Raw genomic sequence first — 19,031 nt, 5'->3', positions numbered from 1 at the left:
CCGGTCGGGCTCCCGACCCGGGGTCAGCTGCGCGGGGGCATGCCGTAGACCCGCGCGACGGCGAGCCGCAGCACCAGCCGGCGGTCGGCGACCATCGCCCGCCGGTAGTCGTCCCAGTCCGGGTGCTCGCCCTGGATCGCGCGGTAGACCTCGACCAGCTCCTCGACCGTCGCATCGTGTGGGTCGGCCGCGGTGGCGCTCAGCTCGGCGGTGCCCTCGGCCACGACGTACGACCAGCCGTCCGGGCTGCTGACGTGGAAACTGGCCCGTGGGTCGCGCCGCAGGTTCGCCGTCTTGGCCCGGCCCTCGGTCACCGAGACCCGGATCAGTCGCCGGGCGGGATCGTAGGTGTAGCTCACGGTGGACAACTGGGGGCGGCCGTCCCGTCTGATCGTCGCCAGTACGCCCAGCGACCCGGCGCCGAGCAGTTCGTACAGGGCCTGTTCCGTCCGGTCGTCCACCGTGCGCACCTCTCGATCATGGCCGCCCCAGGCCGGCGGCCGGTTGTCGTCCGTCCGGGACGATCACCGCGACTCGGCGGCCACCAGCTCGGCGATCTGCACCGCGTTGAGCGCGGCGCCCTTGCGGAGGTTGTCGTTGGAGCAGAAGAACGCCAACCCGTGCTCGACCGTCTCGTCGACCCGGATCCGACCGACGTAGGTCGGGTCCCGCCCGGCGGCCAGCAGCGGGGTCGGTACGTCCGCCAGCGCCACCCCGGGGGCGCCGTCGAGCAGTTCCCGGGCCCGGTCCGGGGTCAGCGGCCGGGCGAACCGGGCGTTGACCTGGAGCGAGTGCCCGGTGAAGACCGGCACCCGGACGCAGGTGCCGGAGACGAGCAGGTCGGGAATCTCCAGGATCTTGCGGCTCTCGTTCCGGAGCTTCTGCTCCTCGTCGGTCTCGGCCGAGCCGTCGTCGACGATCGAGCCGGCCAGCGGCAACACGTTGAAGGCGACCGGCGCGGCGAACTTCTGGGGGGTCGGGAACTCGGCGGCCGACCCGTCGAAGGTCAGCGCGGCGGCGCCGTCGGCGACCTTGCGGACCTGCTCGTCCAGTTCGGCGACGCCCGCCAGCCCGGCCCCGGAGACGGCCTGGTACGTCGAGACCACCATGCTGACCAACCCGGCCTCGGCGTGCAGTGGCCGGAGCACCGGCATCGCGGCCATCGTGGTGCAGTTGGGGTTGGCGATGATCCCCTTGGGGCGTACCGCGACGGCGTGTGGGTTGACCTCCGCGACCACGAGCGGCACCTCGGGGTCCATCCGCCAGGCGGAGGAGTTGTCGATCACCACCGCGCCGGCCTCGGCGACCCGGGGCGCGAGGGCCTTGCTCGTCCCCTTCCCGGCCGAGAAGAGCACGATGTCCAGTCCCCGGTAGTCGGCGGTCTCGGCGTCCTCGACGACGACCTCGCCGTCCTGCCACGGCAGCGTCCGCCCGGCCGACCGCGCCGAGGCGAACAGCCGCAGCCGCTCCACCGGGAACCGACGTTCGGCGAGTACCCGCCGCATCACGCCACCGACCTGCCCGGTGGCCCCCACAATGCCGATCCTCATACCCGCGAGGCTACCCATTCGACCGGAACGCCCGGCAAGGCGATTCCCGGTCGGGACCGGGGGAAGGGTGCGGACGACCTCGGGAGCGAGGGTGGCCGGGGTGCCCGGTCAGGGCTCGCGGTGGGCGGCGCGGCGGCCGGTCCCGGGCGGGCGGTCAGCCCACGTCAACGAGCTCGCCGAGGCCGCTGGCGACGAGGTCGTCCCGGATCGCGGCGGCGTCCCCCTCCACCACCAGGGTCAGCCCCTCGGGGTGGAGGTACGTCCCGGCCGCCGCCGAGACCTCCGGCTCGGTCGCGGAGAGCAGCGCCTCCCGCAGGGTCGCGTGGTAGTCGTCCGGCAGGTCGTAGACCACCAGCGTGGCCAGGGCGTTCGCGATCGCCCGCGGCGTCTGCAACTCCACCGAGAGCTGGCCGGCCCGCCAGGCCCGGGCCACCGCCAGCTCCGCCTCGGTCACCCCACTGTCCCGGGTACGGGTGATCTCGCCCACCGCGTCCCGCAGGGCGGGACTGGTCACCGCCGTCTGCACCCCGGAGCTGACCACGAACCGGCCGAACCGCCGGGAATGCCCGAACTCGGCCCTGATCCCGTACGTGTAGCCGCGCACCTCCCGGATCAGGTGGTTGAGTCGCGAGGTGAACGCCCCGCCGAGCACCGTCGCGGCGAGCGTCATCGGTACGTAGTCCGGGTGCGCCCGGGGCGGGGCGACGTGCCCGAGTCGCAGCGTGGACTGGACCGAACCCGGCCGGTCGACCAGGATGATCCGCCGCTCGCCGGGAACCACCAGGTCGAGCGGGTCGCCGGCCGGCTCCGCCGCGCCGGAGGCACCGGCGAACGCCGTCGCCGCCAGCGCGTCGAGGTCGATCCGGTCCAGGTCGCCGGCGACCAGCAGCGTCCCCGCCCGGGTCAGCCACTCGGCGTGGAACGCGATCACGTCGTCCACCGTGACCGCGGCGACCGACTCGGGGTCGCCGTCCATCGGCCGTCCGGGGCGCTGGTCCGCGCCGAACAGTTCCGCGCGCAGCGCGGCGTCGGCCCGTGGCCCGGGGTTCGCCCAGTACATCCGCAGCGCCGTCACCTCGTCGTCCCGGACCCGCGTGATGTCGGCCGGGTCGAGGCGCGGGGTACGGACCGCCTCGGTCAGCAGCTCGACCGCGGCCGGCAGCCGGTCCACCGGCACCTGCACGCCGACCTGGAACGCGTCCCAGTCCGCGGAGATCGACAGCTCGGTGCCGAGTCCCTCCAGCGCCAGTGCGTACGCGGTGGCGTCCCGCCGGGTCGTCCCCTCCTCCAGCGCCTTGGCGACGACCCCGGCCAGCCCCTCCCGGCCCGCCGGCTCCCGCCCGGCCCCGGCGTCGAGCAGCAGGACCGCGACCGCCAGGTTGTGCCCGGGCAGGTGGGCGGCGACCACGTCGCCCCCGGCCACGCTCCGCCGGACCACGGGGGGAAAGGTGTACGGCCGGGGCGTTCCCGGCTCGGGCCGCTCGGTGACCAACAGATCGCTCACGCCGCCTCCTCGCTCACGCCTGCTCCGCGTCCCCGGGCAGGTAGGTCAGGGTCACCCGGTCCGCCGCGCCGAGCAGATCCCGAGCGAGCTCGGCCACCTGCTCGGCGGTGACCGACAGCCACCCGGCCAGCCGTTCGCCCGCCCGGGCCGGGTCGCCGAGCTGGGTGGCGTACCGGCCGAGGATGTCGGCCCGGCCGTCCACCGTGGCGAGCTGTCGCCACCAGGCGGTGGTCAGCAGCGCCTTGGCCCGGTCGAGCTCCTCCTCGGTGACCCCGTCGGCGAGCCCGTCGACCACCTCGACCAGGCCGGCCTCCAACTGCTCGACGGTCACCCCGTCGCGGGCCGTCGCCGTGATGATCAACGGAGCCGGCCCGTGCGCCAGGTCGACCCCGAACGCGCTGACGCTGTCCGGCTGGGCGAGCCGGGCCCCGTCGGCCAGCCGCCGGTAGAGCCGGCTGCCCCGGCCGCTGCCCAGCACGGTGGCGAGCACGGTCACCACGTCGTAGCCGGGCTCACCGAACGGGTGGGTACGATGCGCGAGGTAGATCCGCGGGGCCGGCACGTCCCCGGTCACCGTCTCCCGGACCGGTACGCCGGTGGCCGGCACCACCCGGCCGTCCGGCGCGGGTGGGATGTCCGGCTGCGGCAGGAGCCGGCCGAAGTACCGGTCGGCCAGGGCGAAGACCTCGCTCGCCGACGCGTCCCCGGCCACGGTCAGGACCGCGTTGTTCGGCGCGTAGTACGTGGTGTGGAAGGCCTGGAAGGTCGCCAGGTCGGCGGCGTTCAGATCCGCCATCGAGCCGATGGTCGCGTGGTGGTACGGGTGCCCGGGCGGATAGAGCAGCGGAAGGAGGCGCAGCCAGGCGTCGCCGTACGGCACGTTCTCGTACCGCTGCCGCCGCTCGTTCTTGACCACCTCGCGCTGGTTGTCCAGCGTCTCCTGGGTCAGCGCCGGCACCAGCCCGCCCATCCGGTCCGCCTCCAGCCACAACGCCAGGGCCAGGTGCTCGGAGGGCAGCGTCTCGAAGTAGTTGGTCCGGTCCGGGTTGGTGGTCGCGTTCAGCGACCCGCCGGCCCCCTGGACGAGCCGCATGTGCTCGGTCTTGGCCACGTTGACCGAACCCTCGAACATCAGGTGCTCGAACAGGTGGGCGAAGCCGGTCTGGCCCTCGGGCTCGTGCCGCGACCCGACGTCGTACCAGAGGTTCACCGCCACGACGGGCACGCTGCGGTCCTCGCTGACCACCACGCGCAGGCCGTTGTCCAGCCGGGTGGTCTCGATCGGCCAGGGGTAACCGGTCTCGGGCATGCCCACGACGCTATCCGATCCGCCGACCGTACCCGGCGGCAACCTCGCCAGGACGCGCCACCGTCGGTGATCCCGGTCGCACGGAGGGTTTCCCATCGCCTCAGGTACCCCTAGGGTCGTGATCAGCCCCCGATACCAATCGATGGCCGGACCGGGCCGCCCACCGCGTACCCGGACCCGGCCGGCGAACCCGTGGACGGCGATCACCGGCGCGGCCCGGCTCGCCGGCCCGACCGACGTCCGGGTCCACCGGTACACGGGGTTCACCCTGGACCGCCCGGTGCTCGGGTCCACCCTGGACCGGGCCCCGCCGAGCGCGGCCGCCCGGCCGGCACCGGTACGCCAGCTACCACGTCCACGACACCGTCCGTCCGGAGGTGCCTTCGTCGAGTGGGAGGACGCGGCGCACACCACGACCGAGATCGCCGACGAGGTCCGGGCGCGGCCGACGGCGCCGAGGTACGGCTGCGGACGTACCGGCTGGCCCTGGTAACCGATCCCTCCTACTCGCGGGCCGGCGAGCTGGCCCTTCGCGGCGGCCTGCTGGTGTGGTAGGACGGCGAGAAAGGTCCCTTTTCAGAGCTTCTGTCCGGTGAGGGACCCTTCCCAGCACCTGGACGCCGGCCCACGCCGCGGCGCATCGGGTATCGTTCCCCCCGTGACGCGCTCGTATCGATGGTTTGGTCAGCCGGCTCCGGAGCCGGTGACTCGGCCATGACCTGACGTCACCACATCCAGCGAGCCGGCTGAAGCAGGGACAGGGTCCCTGCTTTTTCCATGTGAGCAGCCGGCTCGGCTCCCGGGCGCCGGCCCCGGGCGAGGTCGGCGGAGGGAAACGGACAACGATGACGACCACCGGACTGAGTCGGGTCAGCGACCAGCGCATCGACCGGATCGTGCCCCTGACCACCCCGGCGCTGCTCCACCACGAGCTGCCGCTGGACGACACGCTCGCCACGGCCGTACTGGAGGGCCGACGAGCGGTCGCCCGGGTGCTGGACCGTGAGGATGACCGGCTACTCGCCGTCGTCGGCCCGTGCTCGGTGCACGACCCCGCCGCGGCCCTGGACTACGCCCACCGACTCCGTGAGGCGGCGGACCGGCACGCCGCCGACCTGCTGGTGGTGATGCGGGTCTACTTCGAGAAGCCCCGCTCGACGGTGGGCTGGAAGGGCCTGATCAACGACCCCGGGCTGGACGGCTCGGGGGACGTCAACACCGGGCTGCGCACCGCGCGCGCCCTGCTGCTGGACGTGCTCCGGCTCGGCGTGCCGGTCGGCTGCGAGTTCCTCGACCCGATCACCCCGCAGTACATCGCCGACACGGTGGCCTGGGGCGCGATCGGCGCCCGTACGGTCGAGAGCCAGGTCCACCGCCAGCTCTCCTCGGGGCTCTCCATGCCGATCGGGATGAAGAACCGACCCGACGGCAGCGTCAGCACCGCCGTCGACGCGATCCGGGCCGCCGGGGTGCCGCACGTCTTCCCCGGTATCGACGTCTCCGGGGCACCGGCGATCCTGCACACCCGGGGCAACGCCGACTGCCACCTGGTGCTCCGGGGCGGCCGGGGCAAGCCCAACTACGACGCCGACTCGGTGGCGCAGTCGCTCGCGCTGCTGCGCGCGGCCGGGCTGCCCGAGCGGCTGGTGATCGACGCCAGCCACGACAACAGCGGCAAGGACCACCGCCGGCAGCCGGTGGTCGCCGCCGAGGTGGCCCGGCAGCTCGCCGCGGGGCAGCGGGGCATCGTCGGGGTGATGCTGGAGTCGTTCCTGGTCCCGGGGCGGCAGGACCTGGACCCGACCCGGCCGCTGACGTACGGACAGTCGATCACTGACGCGTGCCTCGGCTGGCCCGAGACCGAGCAGGTGCTGGCGGAGCTGGCGGCGGCGGTCCGGGCCCGTCGGGCGATCGGTGCGACGACGACCGACTGAGGCCGGCCCGCCGCCCGCCGGCGCCCGCCGGGGCGGTCGCCCCGGCGCACCCGGCCGTCCCGGCCGGTGTGACGAATTGGTGTGACGGAGGAGTCACCTTCGGCTCGCACCCCTGCGCAACCGTGTGGTCGGGGGCGGCGTCTGGATCAATAGGGTCCGAGGCGCGCGTACGGTTGTCGGCGCGCGCCGGGCGCCCACGCCGACGTACCCGCCCCAATCCCGAGGTCTTGATGATGTTTCGTCTGCGCCGAGTCCGTCTCCGCCGCCGGCTGACGAAGCCGACCCAGCTGCTCAGCTGCTCGCTGCTCGCCGGGCTGGTGGTGGCCGGCGCGGCGTTCCCCGCCGTGGCGATGTCCGGGCTGGCGGCGAAGGCCGGTGCCGAGTCGTTCCAGGACCTGCCCGCGGAGCTGACGGTCCCCCAGGTCCCCGAGGCGACCGAGGTGTACGCGGCGGACGGGAGGACGCTGCTGGCCCGCTTCTTCGACGAGAACCGCCAGGACATCCCCCTCGACCAGATCGCCCCGGCGATGCGGAACGCCATGATCGCCGCCGAGGACCACGCGTTCTACCACCACGCCGGCGTCGACCTGAAGGGGTTCCTCCGGGCGCTGGTCTCGAACGGCACGGGCGGGGCGAAGCAGGGCGCCTCGACGCTGACCATGCAGCTGGTCCGGATGTCGCTCACCTACGGGGCGACCGACCCGAAGGACGTGGTGGCGGCCAACGAGGACACCACCGGCCGGAAGCTGCGGGAGATGCGCCAGGCGGCGGCGCTGGAGAAGCGGCTCAGCAAGGACCAGATCCTGGAGCGCTACCTCAACATGGCGCCCTTCGGCCACGGCACGTACGGGGTCGCGGCGGCGAGCCGCTTCTACTTCGGCAAGGAGGCGCGGGACCTGACCGTGCCGGAGGCGGCGATGATCGCCGGCCTGGTGAAGTCGCCGAGCTACTACGACCCGCTGGACACCGAGGGGCCGGGCTACCGGCTGGCCCTGGAGCGCCGGAACTGGGTGATCGGCCAGATGCGGGAGATCGGCGCGATCACCCCGGCCGAGGAGGCCGCGGCGCTCGCCACCCCGCTGACGGTCAAGGGCCAGGCCCCGGCCAACGGCTGCACCAGCGCGGCACACAACGACTGGGGCTTCTTCTGCGACTTCCTCTACCGCTGGTGGCTGGACCAGCCGGCGTTCGGCCAGACCACGTACGACCGGGAGCGGCAGCTCAAGGGCGGCGGGTACCGGATCGTCACCACGCTGGACCCGGCGGTGCAGAAGGCCGCGCACCGGAACGTGGAGCAGTACCTGCCGACCGGGGAGCAGGACGCGCTGATGGTGGCCGTTGTCGAACCGGGCACCGGTCGGGTACGCGCCCTCGCCACCAACCGGACCTTCGGGCTGGACGATCCCAGGCACCCGAAGAACCCCATCTCGAGCAACCCGGACCAGGCTGCCGCCGGCATCCGGGGCACCTATCCGCGTACGACGAACCCGCTGCTCACCGGGGGTGGGGACATCACCGGGTACCAGGCGGGCTCGACGTTCAAGATCTTCACCGTCGTCGCCGCGCTGGAGGCGGGCTACCCGCTCAGCTACCAGATCAACGCCCCGGAGCGGTATCCCTCGAAGTACACCGCGGCGGCCGGCAGCGAGTCCGCCTGTCCCGGCACCGAACGGTGGTGCCCGGGCAACGACCACCCGGGCATGGGCGGCCCACACGACATGTGGAGCGCCTTCGGCCGCTCGGTGAACACGTACTTCGTTCCGCTGGAGGAGCGAGTCGGGGCGGCCAGGGTGGTCGACGTCGCCAGGCGACTCGGCATCCGGTTCCGGGCCCCGAACGACGCCGCGATGGCGAAGGACGAGGCGTCGGCCGATGGCTGGGGCTCGTTCACCCTCGGGGTATCGGCGACCACGCCGCTGGACCTCGCCACCGCGTACGCCACGCTGGCCGCTGACGGCCGGCATTGCGAGCCGATCCCGGTCCAGGAGATCCGGGACCGCTCGGGCACGTCGCTGGACCTGGCCAAGCCGCGCTGCGACCAGGCCGTGGACCCGGCGGTGGCGCGGGCCGCGATCGACGCCGCACGCTGCCCGGTCGGCGACCAGTCGGCGTACGGCCGCTGTGCCGGCGCGACCGCATCGGCGGTCCGTCGGGTGGTCGGCCACCCGGTCGCCGGCAAGACCGGCACCACGGACAGTCATCGGACCGCGAGCCTGGTCGCCACCACGACCACGCTGACCGTCGCCGGCATCCTGGCGAATCCGGACTGGCCGGAGACCACCGAGAACATGGACCACGGCATCGTGAACCCGGCCGTCTACGAGACGTTGGCGGACGCGATGCGCGGCAGGCCGAAGCAGGACTTCCCGAAGCCGGACCGCGCGCTGGTCGACGGCGACCAGCGCGCGGTGCCGGCGGTGACCTGCCGGTCGGTCGACGACGCCACCGCCGTGCTGCGCGGCGCCGGGTTCCGCGTCGAGGTCGACCCCAACCAGGTCGACTCGGCCTGCCCGGCCGGCACGGTGGCCCGGACCGACCCGGAGGGCCGGACCGTCGCAGGCGGGCTGGTGATGCTGCGGCTCAGCAACGGACAGGGGGCCGCGAACGCCGAACCGCGCGGCCGAGACGGCGCCGACCAGGACGGCAATACCCCACCCTCGACGGACCGGGCGCCGGTCGGCCGCCGGTGACGTCTCGGCCGGTCCGCGGCACTCGTTCCGGTGGTGGTCCGCCGGTCCGACGCTCGTCCGGTGGCCCGCCGGCGCTCGTTCCGCCCGGCCCGGCCGGTCCGGCGGCTCGGTTCGGTGGGCGGTCCGCCGGCCGCCCCCACGGAGCCGATGTCGATCCGGCGCCGGGCATCACCTTCCGGCCCGCCCCGTGGCGGACACGCGTCGCGGCGAGCGGCGGCACCGGCCCCGGACACGCAACGCCCCCGACGGGCAGTCCGTCGGGGGCGAAGCGTGGTGCGCCGCCGCCGGCGCGGGTCACCGGCGGCGCGGGTGTCGGTGTGCAGGTCGCCTCTCGGCGAGTGGCGCGACGCGGCTCCAGCCGGACGGTATTCCGCGAAGGCGATGGGTGAGGCCCGGGGACACTGGACACACCGACGGTTGCTGCAACCGTCCACCCCGGTCCGGTGTTCCCGCCTCCGACGTGGCGCGCGTCACCATCGTCGGGTCGCCCGGCCGACACCGCCCCGCCGACGCGGCCGGTTACCCCTCCTGGCCGGTTCCGCCCGCGCTGTCCGACGTCGTTCCGGACTCCGCGGCGGGGCCGGCCGGCTCCGCCGCCTCGGTCGGCTCCGCGGACGCGGCCGGCTCGCGCTCCGCCGGTTCGCCGTCGTCCGCGTCCTCGTCGTCGGCGGCGACGTCCTCCTCGTCCTCCTCGTCGTCGCCCGCCTCACCGGCCCCGTCGGTCGCCGCGCTGGTCCAGGTGAACTCGATCTCGACCGACAGCTCGGTGTCGCTCTCGCGCTCGATCTCCAGCTCACACTCGACCCGGTCCGCCACCGCGATCCGACCGGCGGCACCGTAGTAGACGTGCCCGTCGGAGTCGAGCTGGTCGGCGAGCTGGCGCAGCCAGGCGGCGAGATCCGCCCGGGAAACAGAACGACTGTCGCGGTAAATGTCCATGGCGGACATGCTCGCATTCCAGAGAGGACGGAGCGCGGACGGGCCGGTGGGGTCGCCGGCCGCCGTAGCCGGGCGAAATCGGACAGCACGGGCCGGGCCGCGACACCGGGACCGAGCCGACGGGTGTTTGGCCGTTTCCTGGTCGGGTAGCTGATCACCGTGACCGACGACGTGACCGGTGCCGACCTCGACGCCCTGCTCGACGACCTCTACTCCGGGCAGGAACGGATCACCCAGGCCGAGATCCACCGCCGGGCCGTGGCGGCGGAGGTACCGGCGGAGCTCCTGACCCGGATCACCGCGCTACCGGAGGGCGAGTACTCCGTCGACGAGGTGGCCGACCTGCTCGGCGGCACCCCGCAGTAGCGGCCACCCACCGCGCCTGGACCCGGTGGATGGCGCCGGGAACGCCCCGGCGGATGGTCGACGGGGGCGGAAGACCCTCCGCGCCGCCGGGCGGCTCACCGCTCCGCCGCCCGCTGGGCGACGGCGTACCCCATCTGAAGGAAGTCGGAGGCGGCCACGGCGGTGAACGCGGTCGCGACCAGCCGGGTCAGCCGCGGCGCCAGCACGAGTCCCCCGGTCAGGCCGGTGGCGACCCACACCGCCAGGCAGAACGGGCAGCTGACCAGTTCGCCGACGGCGTGCCGGGTGGAGCTGCCCTGGGCGCGGACCTGCTCCATCACCTCGCCGCTGCCGATCGGCCGGTCGTAGCGGGTGAACGGGGCGCGCAGCGGGCTGGTCACCGCGTCCTTCGACAACAGGCGGCTGAGCTTGTGGGTGGCGATCGAGAGCAGCACCACGTCCGCGGTGGTCGGGCGCTCCGGGGCCCGACGCCCGGTCGTCTTCGCCGCCGCCGCCATGGCCAGCGCCACCCCCGCGTAGGTCCCCATCGCGGCCAGGTAGCCGTCCAGCGGGCGGTGCTCGTGCGGGGCGTACGCCCTGCGCAGCCGCGCCACCCTGTCTCGTACGTTCATGCCCGCCCTTCCCTCCCCGCGGCATCGCGCGCGGCTCCTGGTGCCCGCTGGCACCGGTACGGCATGCCGGGATGACCCGCCCCCGCGATCACCCGGCGGTGAGGTTGTCCGCGACCACCCGGGCCAGGCTCGCGAGCGACTCGTCGGCGATCTCGCGCAGCCGCCGCTGGGGCGGGTCGGCGGCCAACTCCAGCCGCACGCTGGCACCGCCTGCGTCGACGGGCGAGACCTCGAGCCGTGCCGACCAGGCCGGCGAGCCGTCCCGGTGCCACCGGGCGCGCAGGTCGTCGACCGTGATCTCCGTAGCCGGGCGCTCGCCGTCGCGCAACGGCTCCGGCAGCCAGTACGCGGTGCGGCGCGGATCGATCGCGGTGTTGAAGACGACCTCCGGCGGAGCCGAGATGCCGCGTTCGACCCGGACCGTCACCAGGCGCCGTCCCGCAGCCGGCTCGTGTCGACCTCCCGGCCCGGGTGGCGGGTCAGGTACTCGGTCTCCAGTTCCGCGGTCCGCCGTAGGTGGTGGCCGAGCGCGGTGTCGGCGGCGTGCCGGAGGGTGTCCAGCCGCGTCCGGTGCAGGCTGTGCAGTTCCCGGATCAGGTCCTCGTCGCTCAGCTCGACCGGGTCGATGCCGAGGTTCTCCTCCTCGGCCGCCGCGAAGTCGCTCGCGGTGCCGCCGTACCGGACGGGGTCGCCGTCCCACTGCCCCATCCGCTGCTCGGGGCTGGCGTCGGTCGGCAGTCCGCTGCCGGCCGGGGAGAACTCGTCGCGGCGTACTGATTCGCTCATCGTCGCCCCCCGATCGCTCGTCTGGGTTGACGACTAGACGGTTGCCCAAACCGGGCAGCGCCAAACCCCGGCACGGACGGGGACACTACGACGCCGTGTCGGAGAACCGGACCGACGGCCGGTACGCTCGGGGCATGAAACGGCTGTGGACACCGGCGTGGATCCTGCGCCACGTGCTCACCGTCGTCACCGTGGTCGCGTTCTGCGCGCTCGGCTGGTGGCAGATCAGCCGGGCTCGCGCCGGCAACACCCTGAGCTGGGCGTACGCCGTCGAGTGGCCGATCTTCGCGGGCTTCGTGATCTTCCTCTGGATCCGTGAGGCCCGGTACACCCTGCAGGGGGGCCGAGACGCCGCCGACACCCGCGACGCGTCCGCCGACCGGGACGACGGCACCACGCCGGCCGGAGCCACACCCACCGGTCCGAGGCCCGCCCCCGGGTTCCGTCGCCCGGTGCGTACGGCCCGGCCACGCCCCGTGGTCACCGACAGCGACGACCCCGCACTCGCCGCATACAACCACTACCTGGCCTGGTTGAACGCCAATCCCGGGGCCCGGCCCGCCGACTATCCCGGCTATCCCGGCCCGGCCGCCGTGAGGAGGGACGAATCGTGGGCGCAGCCCTGACCCGCTACCGTGTGGTCGCCAACATCGTCGGCGTCGTGCTGATCGTGCTGGTCGTGATCGGCATGCCGTTGAAGTACCTCGGCGGTGACCCGACCGTGGTCGAGACCGTCGGTCCGGCCCACGGCTTCCTCTACATGGTCTTCCTGCTGGCCGCCTTCGACCTGGGGCGGCGGGCGCGCTGGCCGCTGGGGCGGATGGTGCTGGTGATGCTGGCCGGTACGGTGCCGTTCCTGTCGTTCTACGCGGAGCGGACGATCGCCCGCCAGGTGCGTGAGCAGGAGCGCCGACCCGAGCCGGAGCCGGTGGCCGGCTGACCCGCCGACCGTGCGGGCCTACGGGCCAGCCGGGAGCCGCCGCCGCGCGAACCGCTACGGCAGCGGCTCGTACGGGGTGTCCGAGGCGGGCGGATGGGCGAACGCACCGAGCCGCGCCGCCTCGCGGGCCCGGATCAGCGCCCGGGTCACCTGCCCGAACTGCCGCTCCTGGTCGGTGCTGAAGAGCAGGATCATCGATCCCCGGTACCGCCCCCAGAGTTCGTACGCCGGCGGGCGCCAGCGGTGTCCGGCCACGGCGAGCGCCACCGGCACGAACGCCGCGAGGCCGAGCCCGACATACGTCATGGCGGACAGCCGGTGGAGGTCACCGGTGTAGCCGAGCGCGACACCGATGCCGACCAGCACCACGGTGGTGACCACCACCGCGCGCAGTGTCAACCGGTCGTGCGGTCCCCGGGCGGTCTGCAACTGGGTCAGCTCGGTGAGCGGGAACCGCCGCCCGGCTACGATGAGTGCCTGGCTCGTGACCCGGATCCCGGGCTGGTGGTAGAGGTCGACCGTGGGCCGCGCCGGGGCGGTCGCCGGGATCTCCAGCTCGGCGTCGGGCAGGGGCCTGGCGGGACGGGTAGGCTCCATTCGTGCCTCCAACGGCTCCTGAGGGGGCGGGTGGGGGTCACCCGCTCGCGCTGTCGTTCCCGGAAACCTTCTCGGCTGGGCCCCATTGTGCGTGGGGCACGCCACCGACCAGCGGAAAAACGATCACCCAGCCGGGTCCTCCCGCCGCGGTGGCCGTACGGATGGCAGTGGCTTGTCCAGAGCCGCCCGGGTTTGCCCACTGTCGACCGACAGTGCCATCCGCACACACCGACCAAAGGGGCATAGCCGAAAGTCGTCCTCGACGGGCTCCCTCGACGCCGACGCCCGGCGGCGCCGGCTACCACGACCCCGGTCCCCATATGCCACGATGCGTAACCCCGACATTCGTGGTATCCGTCGCTACCGTCGCAGATCGCCCGTTGTCTACTATCGGTCGTCCTCGCCCCGGGCTAGGTTGAACCAGCCGGCCCGGAGGTCAGCCGTCCGCCGGACGGCGCCGGCCGGTCTCGCCCGGACGCAGCCAGCGCCCGTGGTCGAGCGCGAGGAAAGGGCTCCATACAGGTTGTCGTCGTTGCGGAACCTGCTGCGGACACTCGTCGTGGCCGTCGCCTCGGCGGCCCTGGTCGCCCCGGCATCGGCGGCCCGGGCCGAGCCGTCAGCCGCCGAGCTCACAGAGCAGATCAACAAGGCCTCCGCCGAACTAGAGAAGGTCGTCGAGTCGTACAACCGGCTGAACGAGGACATCAAGAAGAGCAAGGCCGCGGTGGCCGCGCTCAACGAGCGCATCGGCCCCCTGGAGCAGCAGGTGGCACAGGGTCGCGCGGAGGTGGCCCAGCTCGCCGCCCAGGCGTACAAGTTCGGCGGGCTGGACAGCGCCAACGCCCTGCTCGGGCACAGCGCCGCCACCAACCTGGTCGACCGCCTCGGTTTCCTGGAACAGCTCGCCCACAGCCGCGACCGGCAGATCTCCGCGTTCGACGCCGCGCAGCGCCAGTACCTCGACCAGAAGGCGCAGCTCGACGCCACACTGGCCCGGCAGACCGCCCAGGCGAAGCAGCTCGCCAGCCACAAGAAAAAGATCGAGAAGGACCTCGACAAGCTCTACGAGCTGCGCCGGAAGGCGTACGGCTCCCCGACCTCGTACGGCAGCCGGTACACCGGCAAGATTCCCGCCATCGACGGCAACGCCGGCAAGGCGGTGACCTTCGCCTACAACGCGATCGGCACCCCGTACGTCTACGGCGCCGAGGGTCCGGACGGCTACGACTGCTCGGGGCTGACCAAGGCGGCGTGGCGGGCCGCCGGCAAGTCCCTGCCGCACAACGCCGCCCAGCAGTGGAGCGTGGTCGTGCACATCAGCCGGAGCGCCCTGAAGCCTGGCGACCTCGTCTTCTACAGCGGGCTCGGGCACGTCGCGATCTACGTCGGCGACGGCAAGGTGATCCACGCCCCGCGGCCGGGCGAGAGCGTGAAGCTCGCCAGCGTCGACATGATGCCGCCGTACGGCTACGGCCGGGTCGGCTAGCCCCGCGGGCCGGGCCGGGTGCGGTCGGCCGCGCGGAGGCCGGAGGGCCGGTCGCCGGTCGACGCCCCGGCCGGGCGTCGGCGGTGCCGGGCGAGCGCGGTCTCGACGAGGATGTCCAGCAGCTCCGGGTAGGTGAGCCCGGCGACCCGCCAGATCCGGGGGTACTGGGACACCGGGGTGAAGCCGGGGAACGTGTTGACCTCGTTGAGCACCGGCCGACGCCCGTCGCGGAGGAAGAAGTCGATCCGGGCCAGTCCCGCGCAGCCGAGCGCCCGGAACGCCCGTACCGCGAGGTCGGCCAGTTCGGCGGCGACGTCCGGCTCCAGCCGGGCCGGGATCTCGAAGACGGTGTCGGGGTCGTCGTACTTGGCGTCGAAGTCGAAGAAGTCACGGCCACCGGCGACCCGGATCTCCAGCGGCGGGCCGACGGCGAGCTCACCATCCGGATACTCCAGGACCGCCAGGTCCACCTCCCGGCCGGGTACCGCCGCCTCGATCAGCACCTTCGGGTCGCTCGCCCGGGCCCGCCGCAGCGCCGCCGGCAGGTCGGCCCAGCGGGTCACCCGGGAGACGCCGAGGCTGGACCCGGCCCGCGCCGGCTTGACGAAGACCGGCAGGCCGAGCCGGCGCAACGCCGCCTCGTCCGGGACGTCGTCCGGATCGGTCAACCGGGACACCACGGCATCGGCGACCGGTACGCCCTCGGCGGCGAGCAGCTTCTTCGTGAACTCCTTGTCCATGCCGGCGGCGCTCGCCAACACGCCGTTGCCGACGTACGGCACCCCGGTCAGTTCGAGCACGGACTGCAGGGTGCCGTCCTCGCCGTACGGGCCGTGCAGGGCCGGGAAGATCACGTCCACCCGACGCAGCCGCTCGATCGCGGCGAAGACGCCGACCGGTGCCTCCGCGCCGAAGACCCACTCGCCGGACCTGGTGATCAGCACCGACTCGGGGCGGTAGCGACGCGGATCGAGGTTCGCCAGGACGCTCGCCGCCGACGTCCGGGAGACCTCGTGCTCGCCGCTGCGCCCGCCGCCGATGACCGCGACCCTGAGCGTCGAGTCAGACACGTACCCGCTCCCGTCCGCCGCTCCGCCGTCCCGACCGGATCGGCAGATAGCGCCGGATCACCCGGGCGCCGATGCCGGTGAAGATCTCGTGCGGGTTCGTTCCCGCCCAGCGGGCCCAGTCGACGACGGTGGGTTCGCCCCGGTCACCCCGGCCGAAGAGCAGCACCTCGTCGCCGGTCCGGACCGGCAGGTCCCCGACGTCGACGACGATCTGGTCCATGGTGACCCGCCCGGCCACCGGGTGACGCCGTCCCCCGATCCACACCTCGGCCCGCCCGGCGGCGCTGCGGGGGACCCCGTCGGCGTAGCCGACCGGGACCAGGGCCAGCGTCGTCGCGACCGGGGCGACGTAGTCGTGCCCGTACGCGATCCCGGTGCCGGCCGGCACCCGCTTGGTCAGGATGACCCGGGAGCGCAGGGTCATCGCCGGCCGCAACCCCACCGACCGGCCCGGCAGCGGCTCCACGCCGTACAGGGCGATGCCGGGTCGAACCAGGTCGAAGTGCGTCTCCGGGCGGCCGACCAGGGCGGCCGAGCCCGCCAGGTGCGCCACCTCCGGGTTCAGCCCCAGGCGGCGGGCCGTGGCCAGGGCGCGGTTGAACCGGCGTAGCTGGGCGCCGTCCAGGGGGTCGCCCGGCAGTCCCGAGCCGGCCAGGTGGGACCAGATGCCCCGGACCCGGACCCGGCCGGCGGCCTCCTGGCCGTGGGCCAGCCGTACCAGCTCCGGCCAGTCATCCTCCGTGGCGCCGTTGCGGGACAGCCCGGTGTCGACCTTGAGGTGGACGTCGGCGCGCCGGCCGACCCGTTCGGCCGCCGCGACGACCGCGTCCAGGTGCGCGACGGAGGCGACCGACAGATCGACCCGGGCGGCGACCGCCGGGCCGAAGTCCTCGTCCGGGGCGTGCAGCCAGCTCAGCACCGGTGCCTCGATCCCCGCGACGCGCAGCGCCAGCGCCTCGGCCTGGGAGGTCACGCCCAGCCATCGGGCTCCCGACGCCAGCGCGGTACGCGCGACCTCCAGGAACCCGTGCCCGAACGCGTCGGCCTTGACCACCGCCAGCAGGTCGGCCTCGGTACGACCGGCCAGCACCCGGGTGTTGTGGGCGATCGCGTCGAGATCGACAACCGCCTCGGCGAGGGGTGGCAGCGTCCACGCCCCGCCGCTGGCTCCCCCGATGTTGATCACCCTGCCCAGCGTAGGCAGGAGATATGCGAAAGCTGTGAAGACGAGGTGCGGTAGTCATGCGGTCTTCGGCAGCGGCTAACCTGCCAGGCATGGACCCGTCGGAGGCCAGGAGTCTGGCCACTGTGGTGCTGGACCGCCTCGCTCCCCGGCTGCCCGAGGTCGCCGCGGACTCCGACGCGGCGGCGCCACCCGGCGAGTCGGAGCGACACGGCCCCGTCCACCGGCTCTACCGGCTCGTGGCGGACCGGCTCCACGCCCTCGGAGAGCAGGAGGCCCTCGCCGACCTGGTCAGGGACCCCCGCAACAACTCCCTGGTCAAGCGCCTGCTCGCCACGGCCGCGGCCGACGATCCGGCGTACGCGGCGGAGCTCGACGCCGCGGTCGCGGCCCTGCCGGTCGAGCGGAAACCCGCCGAGACGACGTCCACCCCGGCCACGGAGTCCACCGCCGAGGAACCCGCGAGCCGGCCGCACCGCCGCCGGGCGCTCTGGCTCAGCCTCGGCGCGGCGGCCGTGGTCACCGTCCTGGCGCTCGTGGTCGGCCGGTCGGTCGTCGCCGACCTGCGCGACGCCGGCGGGCTGACCTCCGACTCGACCTGCGCCGAGTACCGGCAGGCCCCGCCGGAGGAGCGGGTGGCGGCGATCCGGCAGATCGGGCTCGCCAAGGGCGTCTCCGACGCGCACAACCCGCTGGTGATGACGGCGCTCGACCAGCTCTGCGACACCCAACCGACCGCGAGGCTCGGCGACCTGGTCGCCCGCTTCCGGTGATCATGGTCCGCGTCGTCCCCATGGCCCGGAGACGACGAATGGCCGGCGTCCCGGAAGGACGCCGGCCATTCACCGGGTCTGGGCCGCCCCCGGGACGGCTCACCCGTACGACGTCAGGCCGCCGCCAGGCCCTCCGCCCGGGCCAGCTCCCGCAGCCGGCCCAGCGCCTGGATCTCCAGCTGCCGGATCCGCTCGCGCGAGAGCGAGAACCGGGACGCGACCTCGGTCAGCGAGTGCTCGCGACCGTCCTCGAGGCCGTACCGCGCCCGCATGATGCCGGCCGACCGGTCGTCGAGGTGGTTGAGCAGCCCCTCGATCCGCTGCCGCTCCAGCCCGGTGAGGACGATGTCCTCCGGCGACGGCGCGTCGCTGTCCGCGACCAGGTCGCCGAGGTTGGTGTCCCCGTCGTCACCGACCGGGGTGTCCAGCGAGACGGTGTCCTGCGACCAGCGCACCAGCTCGTTCACCCGCTCCACCGGCACCCCCAGGGCCGCGGCGATCTGCTCCGGCTCCGGGTCGGTGCCCAGCTCACGGGTGAGCTGCCGGGCCACGTTCCGCATCCGGTTGACGTCCTCGACCAGGTGCACCGGCAGACGGACGGTCCGCTCCTGCTGGGCGATCGCCCGGCTGATCGCCTGGCGGATCCACCAGGTCGCGTACGTCGAGAACTTGTAGCCTCGCTCGTAGTCGAACTTCTCGACCGCCCGGACCAGGCCGGTGTTGCCCTCCTGGATCAGGTCGAGCATCGGCATGCCGGAGCGGACGTACCGCCGGGCGATCGACACGACCAGCCGGAGGTTGGCGCGGATGAACAGATCCTTCGCCCGCTCCCCCTCGATCACGAGTCGCCGCAGCTCCGCGCGGCTCACGCCCTCCGGCACCCGGTCGGTCTCGAGCAGGTGCTCAGCGTACAGGCCGGCCTCGATGGCCTTGGAGAGGTCGACCTCGGCGGCGGCGTCGAGGAGCGGTGTGCGGGAGATCTCGTGCAGGTACACGCCGACCAGGTCGCGCTCCTCCGCAACCTCGTCGGTCCGCATCACGATCTTCTTCTCCACGGTGCCCACGGTCCCCTCGTCGTTCTCCCCGGTGAACGCCCGGGTGCCTGCTCCTGCCGTCCCCACGTTCATCAGCCCCTCCCCCGTAACTTCCGCTGTGCCCTGCGGTGCTGACACCTACACAACAGTTGAGACGCGTTGGGGATTCCAACTCGTGAGTCGAAAGTGTCACGAATGCCTGAGTAGTTGCTGAAAGCACGATCGACGTTTGCTGTCAGTCGGCCGGATCGGCTGAGTC

Annotated in this window: 20 protein-coding genes; 8 read left to right on the top strand and 12 right to left on the bottom strand. The window is 73.4% G+C overall.

Going from position 1 to position 19,031, the window contains the following annotated elements:
• Positions 1 to 23: 23 nt before the first annotated feature.
• From EF879_RS12900 to EF879_RS12885, 4 genes are all read right to left on the bottom strand, one after another.
• Positions 24 to 461 (bottom strand): PPOX class F420-dependent oxidoreductase, encoded by a 438-nt coding sequence (locus EF879_RS12900; protein ID WP_123558474.1) that lies wholly within the window; start codon positions 459 to 461, stop codon positions 24 to 26.
• A gap of 63 nt (positions 462 to 524) precedes the next feature.
• Positions 525 to 1,550, bottom strand: coding sequence for an aspartate-semialdehyde dehydrogenase (locus EF879_RS12895; protein ID WP_123558093.1), 1,026 nt, complete (start codon positions 1,548 to 1,550; stop codon positions 525 to 527).
• A gap of 154 nt (positions 1,551 to 1,704) precedes the next feature.
• Positions 1,705 to 3,045 (bottom strand): pitrilysin family protein, encoded by a 1,341-nt coding sequence (locus EF879_RS12890; protein ID WP_123558472.1) that lies wholly within the window; start codon positions 3,043 to 3,045, stop codon positions 1,705 to 1,707.
• 22 nt (positions 3,046 to 3,067) lie between these two features.
• A complete protein-coding gene (locus tag EF879_RS12885) occupies positions 3,068 to 4,363 on the bottom strand; it encodes a pitrilysin family protein (RefSeq protein WP_123558091.1) in 1,296 nt (431 codons plus the stop codon).
• A gap of 142 nt (positions 4,364 to 4,505) precedes the next feature.
• Here EF879_RS12885 and EF879_RS12880 point away from each other — a divergent pair, with 142 nt between their 5' ends.
• The 3 genes from EF879_RS12880 to EF879_RS12870 all read left to right on the top strand — a co-directional run bounded on the left by EF879_RS12880 (position 4,506) and on the right by EF879_RS12870 (position 8,987).
• Positions 4,506 to 4,856, top strand: a complete 351-nt coding sequence (locus EF879_RS12880) for a hypothetical protein (RefSeq protein WP_123558089.1) — start codon at positions 4,506 to 4,508, stop codon at positions 4,854 to 4,856.
• A 352-nt stretch (positions 4,857 to 5,208) separates the two neighbouring features.
• Positions 5,209 to 6,297 (top strand): 3-deoxy-7-phosphoheptulonate synthase, encoded by a 1,089-nt coding sequence (locus EF879_RS12875; RefSeq protein WP_123558087.1) that lies wholly within the window; start codon positions 5,209 to 5,211, stop codon positions 6,295 to 6,297.
• A gap of 230 nt (positions 6,298 to 6,527) precedes the next feature.
• Complete coding sequence (locus EF879_RS12870) at positions 6,528 to 8,987, top strand: transglycosylase domain-containing protein (RefSeq protein WP_233604409.1); 2,460 nt, start codon at positions 6,528 to 6,530, stop codon at positions 8,985 to 8,987.
• A gap of 519 nt (positions 8,988 to 9,506) precedes the next feature.
• On the opposite strand, the gene EF879_RS12865 is transcribed toward EF879_RS12870, so the two are convergent.
• Positions 9,507 to 9,926, bottom strand: a complete 420-nt coding sequence (locus EF879_RS12865; RefSeq protein ID WP_158624163.1) for an amphi-Trp domain-containing protein — start codon at positions 9,924 to 9,926, stop codon at positions 9,507 to 9,509.
• 150 nt (positions 9,927 to 10,076) lie between these two features.
• Between EF879_RS12865 and EF879_RS12860 the strand changes: the two genes are divergently transcribed.
• Complete coding sequence (locus EF879_RS12860) at positions 10,077 to 10,292, top strand: hypothetical protein (RefSeq protein WP_123558083.1); 216 nt, start codon at positions 10,077 to 10,079, stop codon at positions 10,290 to 10,292.
• 95 nt (positions 10,293 to 10,387) lie between these two features.
• Here EF879_RS12860 and EF879_RS12855 read toward each other — a convergent pair whose 3' ends face one another.
• The 3 genes from EF879_RS12855 to EF879_RS12845 all read right to left on the bottom strand — a co-directional run bounded on the left by EF879_RS12855 (position 10,388) and on the right by EF879_RS12845 (position 11,689).
• The gene (locus EF879_RS12855) at positions 10,388 to 10,903 is read right to left on the bottom strand and encodes a DUF1360 domain-containing protein (RefSeq protein ID WP_123558081.1); all 516 of its coding nucleotides are present in this window, start codon (positions 10,901 to 10,903) and stop codon (positions 10,388 to 10,390) included.
• A gap of 88 nt (positions 10,904 to 10,991) precedes the next feature.
• On the bottom strand, positions 10,992 to 11,330 hold the full coding sequence (locus EF879_RS12850) for a hypothetical protein (protein ID WP_123558079.1): 339 nt from the start codon (positions 11,328 to 11,330) through the stop codon (positions 10,992 to 10,994).
• Positions 11,327 to 11,689: a DUF6158 family protein gene (locus EF879_RS12845; RefSeq protein ID WP_370375485.1), complete on the bottom strand. Its 363-nt coding sequence runs from the start codon at positions 11,687 to 11,689 to the stop codon at positions 11,327 to 11,329. The genes EF879_RS12850 and EF879_RS12845 overlap by 4 nt, the downstream gene beginning before the upstream one ends.
• A 134-nt stretch (positions 11,690 to 11,823) precedes the next feature.
• Here EF879_RS12845 and EF879_RS12840 point away from each other — a divergent pair, with 134 nt between their 5' ends.
• Entirely contained in the window at positions 11,824 to 12,315 is a 492-nt protein-coding gene (locus EF879_RS12840; protein WP_123558466.1) for a hypothetical protein, read from the top strand.
• On the top strand, positions 12,300 to 12,629 hold the full coding sequence (locus EF879_RS12835; RefSeq protein WP_123558078.1) for a DUF3817 domain-containing protein: 330 nt from the start codon (positions 12,300 to 12,302) through the stop codon (positions 12,627 to 12,629). The genes EF879_RS12840 and EF879_RS12835 overlap by 16 nt, the downstream gene beginning before the upstream one ends.
• A gap of 54 nt (positions 12,630 to 12,683) precedes the next feature.
• On the opposite strand, the gene EF879_RS12830 is transcribed toward EF879_RS12835, so the two are convergent.
• Positions 12,684 to 13,226 (bottom strand): DUF6232 family protein, encoded by a 543-nt coding sequence (locus tag EF879_RS12830; RefSeq protein WP_233604407.1) that lies wholly within the window; start codon positions 13,224 to 13,226, stop codon positions 12,684 to 12,686.
• Positions 13,227 to 13,749: 523 nt separating this feature from the next.
• Here EF879_RS12830 and EF879_RS12825 point away from each other — a divergent pair.
• Complete coding sequence (locus EF879_RS12825) at positions 13,750 to 14,712, top strand: C40 family peptidase (RefSeq protein ID WP_123558077.1); 963 nt, start codon at positions 13,750 to 13,752, stop codon at positions 14,710 to 14,712.
• Here EF879_RS12825 and EF879_RS12820 read toward each other — a convergent pair.
• Together EF879_RS12820 and alr are read right to left on the bottom strand one after the other, a co-directional pair.
• On the bottom strand, positions 14,709 to 15,782 hold the full coding sequence (locus tag EF879_RS12820; protein ID WP_123558074.1) for a D-alanine--D-alanine ligase family protein: 1,074 nt from the start codon (positions 15,780 to 15,782) through the stop codon (positions 14,709 to 14,711). The genes EF879_RS12825 and EF879_RS12820 overlap by 4 nt on opposite strands.
• Positions 15,775 to 16,968, bottom strand: coding sequence for an alanine racemase (gene alr / locus EF879_RS12815; RefSeq protein ID WP_233604406.1), 1,194 nt, complete (start codon positions 16,966 to 16,968; stop codon positions 15,775 to 15,777). Before alr ends, EF879_RS12820 begins: the two co-directional genes overlap by 8 nt.
• An 89-nt stretch (positions 16,969 to 17,057) precedes the next feature.
• On the opposite strand from alr, the gene EF879_RS12810 reads away from it, so the two are divergent.
• A complete protein-coding gene (locus tag EF879_RS12810) occupies positions 17,058 to 17,738 on the top strand; it encodes a hypothetical protein (RefSeq protein ID WP_148086424.1) in 681 nt (226 codons plus the stop codon).
• Positions 17,739 to 17,851: 113 nt separating this feature from the next.
• On the opposite strand, the gene EF879_RS12805 is transcribed toward EF879_RS12810, so the two are convergent.
• Positions 17,852 to 18,775, bottom strand: a complete 924-nt coding sequence (locus tag EF879_RS12805) for an RNA polymerase sigma factor RpoD/SigA (RefSeq protein ID WP_370375495.1) — start codon at positions 18,773 to 18,775, stop codon at positions 17,852 to 17,854.
• Between the last annotated feature and the right edge of the window lie 256 nt (positions 18,776 to 19,031).

The sequence above is a fragment of the Micromonospora sp. HM5-17 genome (assembly GCF_003762835.1).
Classification (GTDB): Bacteria; Actinomycetota; Actinomycetes; order Mycobacteriales; family Micromonosporaceae; genus Plantactinospora.
The sequence above is the reverse complement of the archived record's forward strand: the minus strand, read 5'-3'. Positions and strand labels throughout refer to the sequence as shown.

Bases quoted from the DNA above. Each gene is read 5' to 3' on its own strand.
- EF879_RS12895 (WP_123558093.1), bottom strand. From the start codon at position 1,550: ATGAGGATCGGCATTGTGGGGGCCACCGGGCAGGTCGGTGGCGTGATG.
- EF879_RS12885 (WP_123558091.1), bottom strand. From the start codon at position 4,363: ATGCCCGAGACCGGTTACCCCTGGCCGATCGAGACCACCCGGCTGGAC.
- EF879_RS12880 (WP_123558089.1), top strand. From the start codon at position 4,506: ATGGCCGGACCGGGCCGCCCACCGCGTACCCGGACCCGGCCGGCGAAC.
- EF879_RS12875 (WP_123558087.1), top strand. From the start codon at position 5,209: ATGACGACCACCGGACTGAGTCGGGTCAGCGACCAGCGCATCGACCGG.
- EF879_RS12870 (WP_233604409.1), top strand. From the start codon at position 6,528: ATGATGTTTCGTCTGCGCCGAGTCCGTCTCCGCCGCCGGCTGACGAAG.
- EF879_RS12865 (WP_158624163.1), bottom strand. From the start codon at position 9,926: ATGGACATTTACCGCGACAGTCGTTCTGTTTCCCGGGCGGATCTCGCC.
- EF879_RS12855 (WP_123558081.1), bottom strand. From the start codon at position 10,903: ATGAACGTACGAGACAGGGTGGCGCGGCTGCGCAGGGCGTACGCCCCG.
- EF879_RS12845 (WP_370375485.1), bottom strand. From the start codon at position 11,689: ATGAGCGAATCAGTACGCCGCGACGAGTTCTCCCCGGCCGGCAGCGGA.
- EF879_RS12840 (WP_123558466.1), top strand. From the start codon at position 11,824: ATGAAACGGCTGTGGACACCGGCGTGGATCCTGCGCCACGTGCTCACC.
- EF879_RS12830 (WP_233604407.1), bottom strand. From the start codon at position 13,226: ATGGAGCCTACCCGTCCCGCCAGGCCCCTGCCCGACGCCGAGCTGGAG.
- EF879_RS12810 (WP_148086424.1), top strand. From the start codon at position 17,058: ATGGACCCGTCGGAGGCCAGGAGTCTGGCCACTGTGGTGCTGGACCGC.
- EF879_RS12805 (WP_370375495.1), bottom strand. From the start codon at position 18,775: ATGCGGACCGACGAGGTTGCGGAGGAGCGCGACCTGGTCGGCGTGTAC.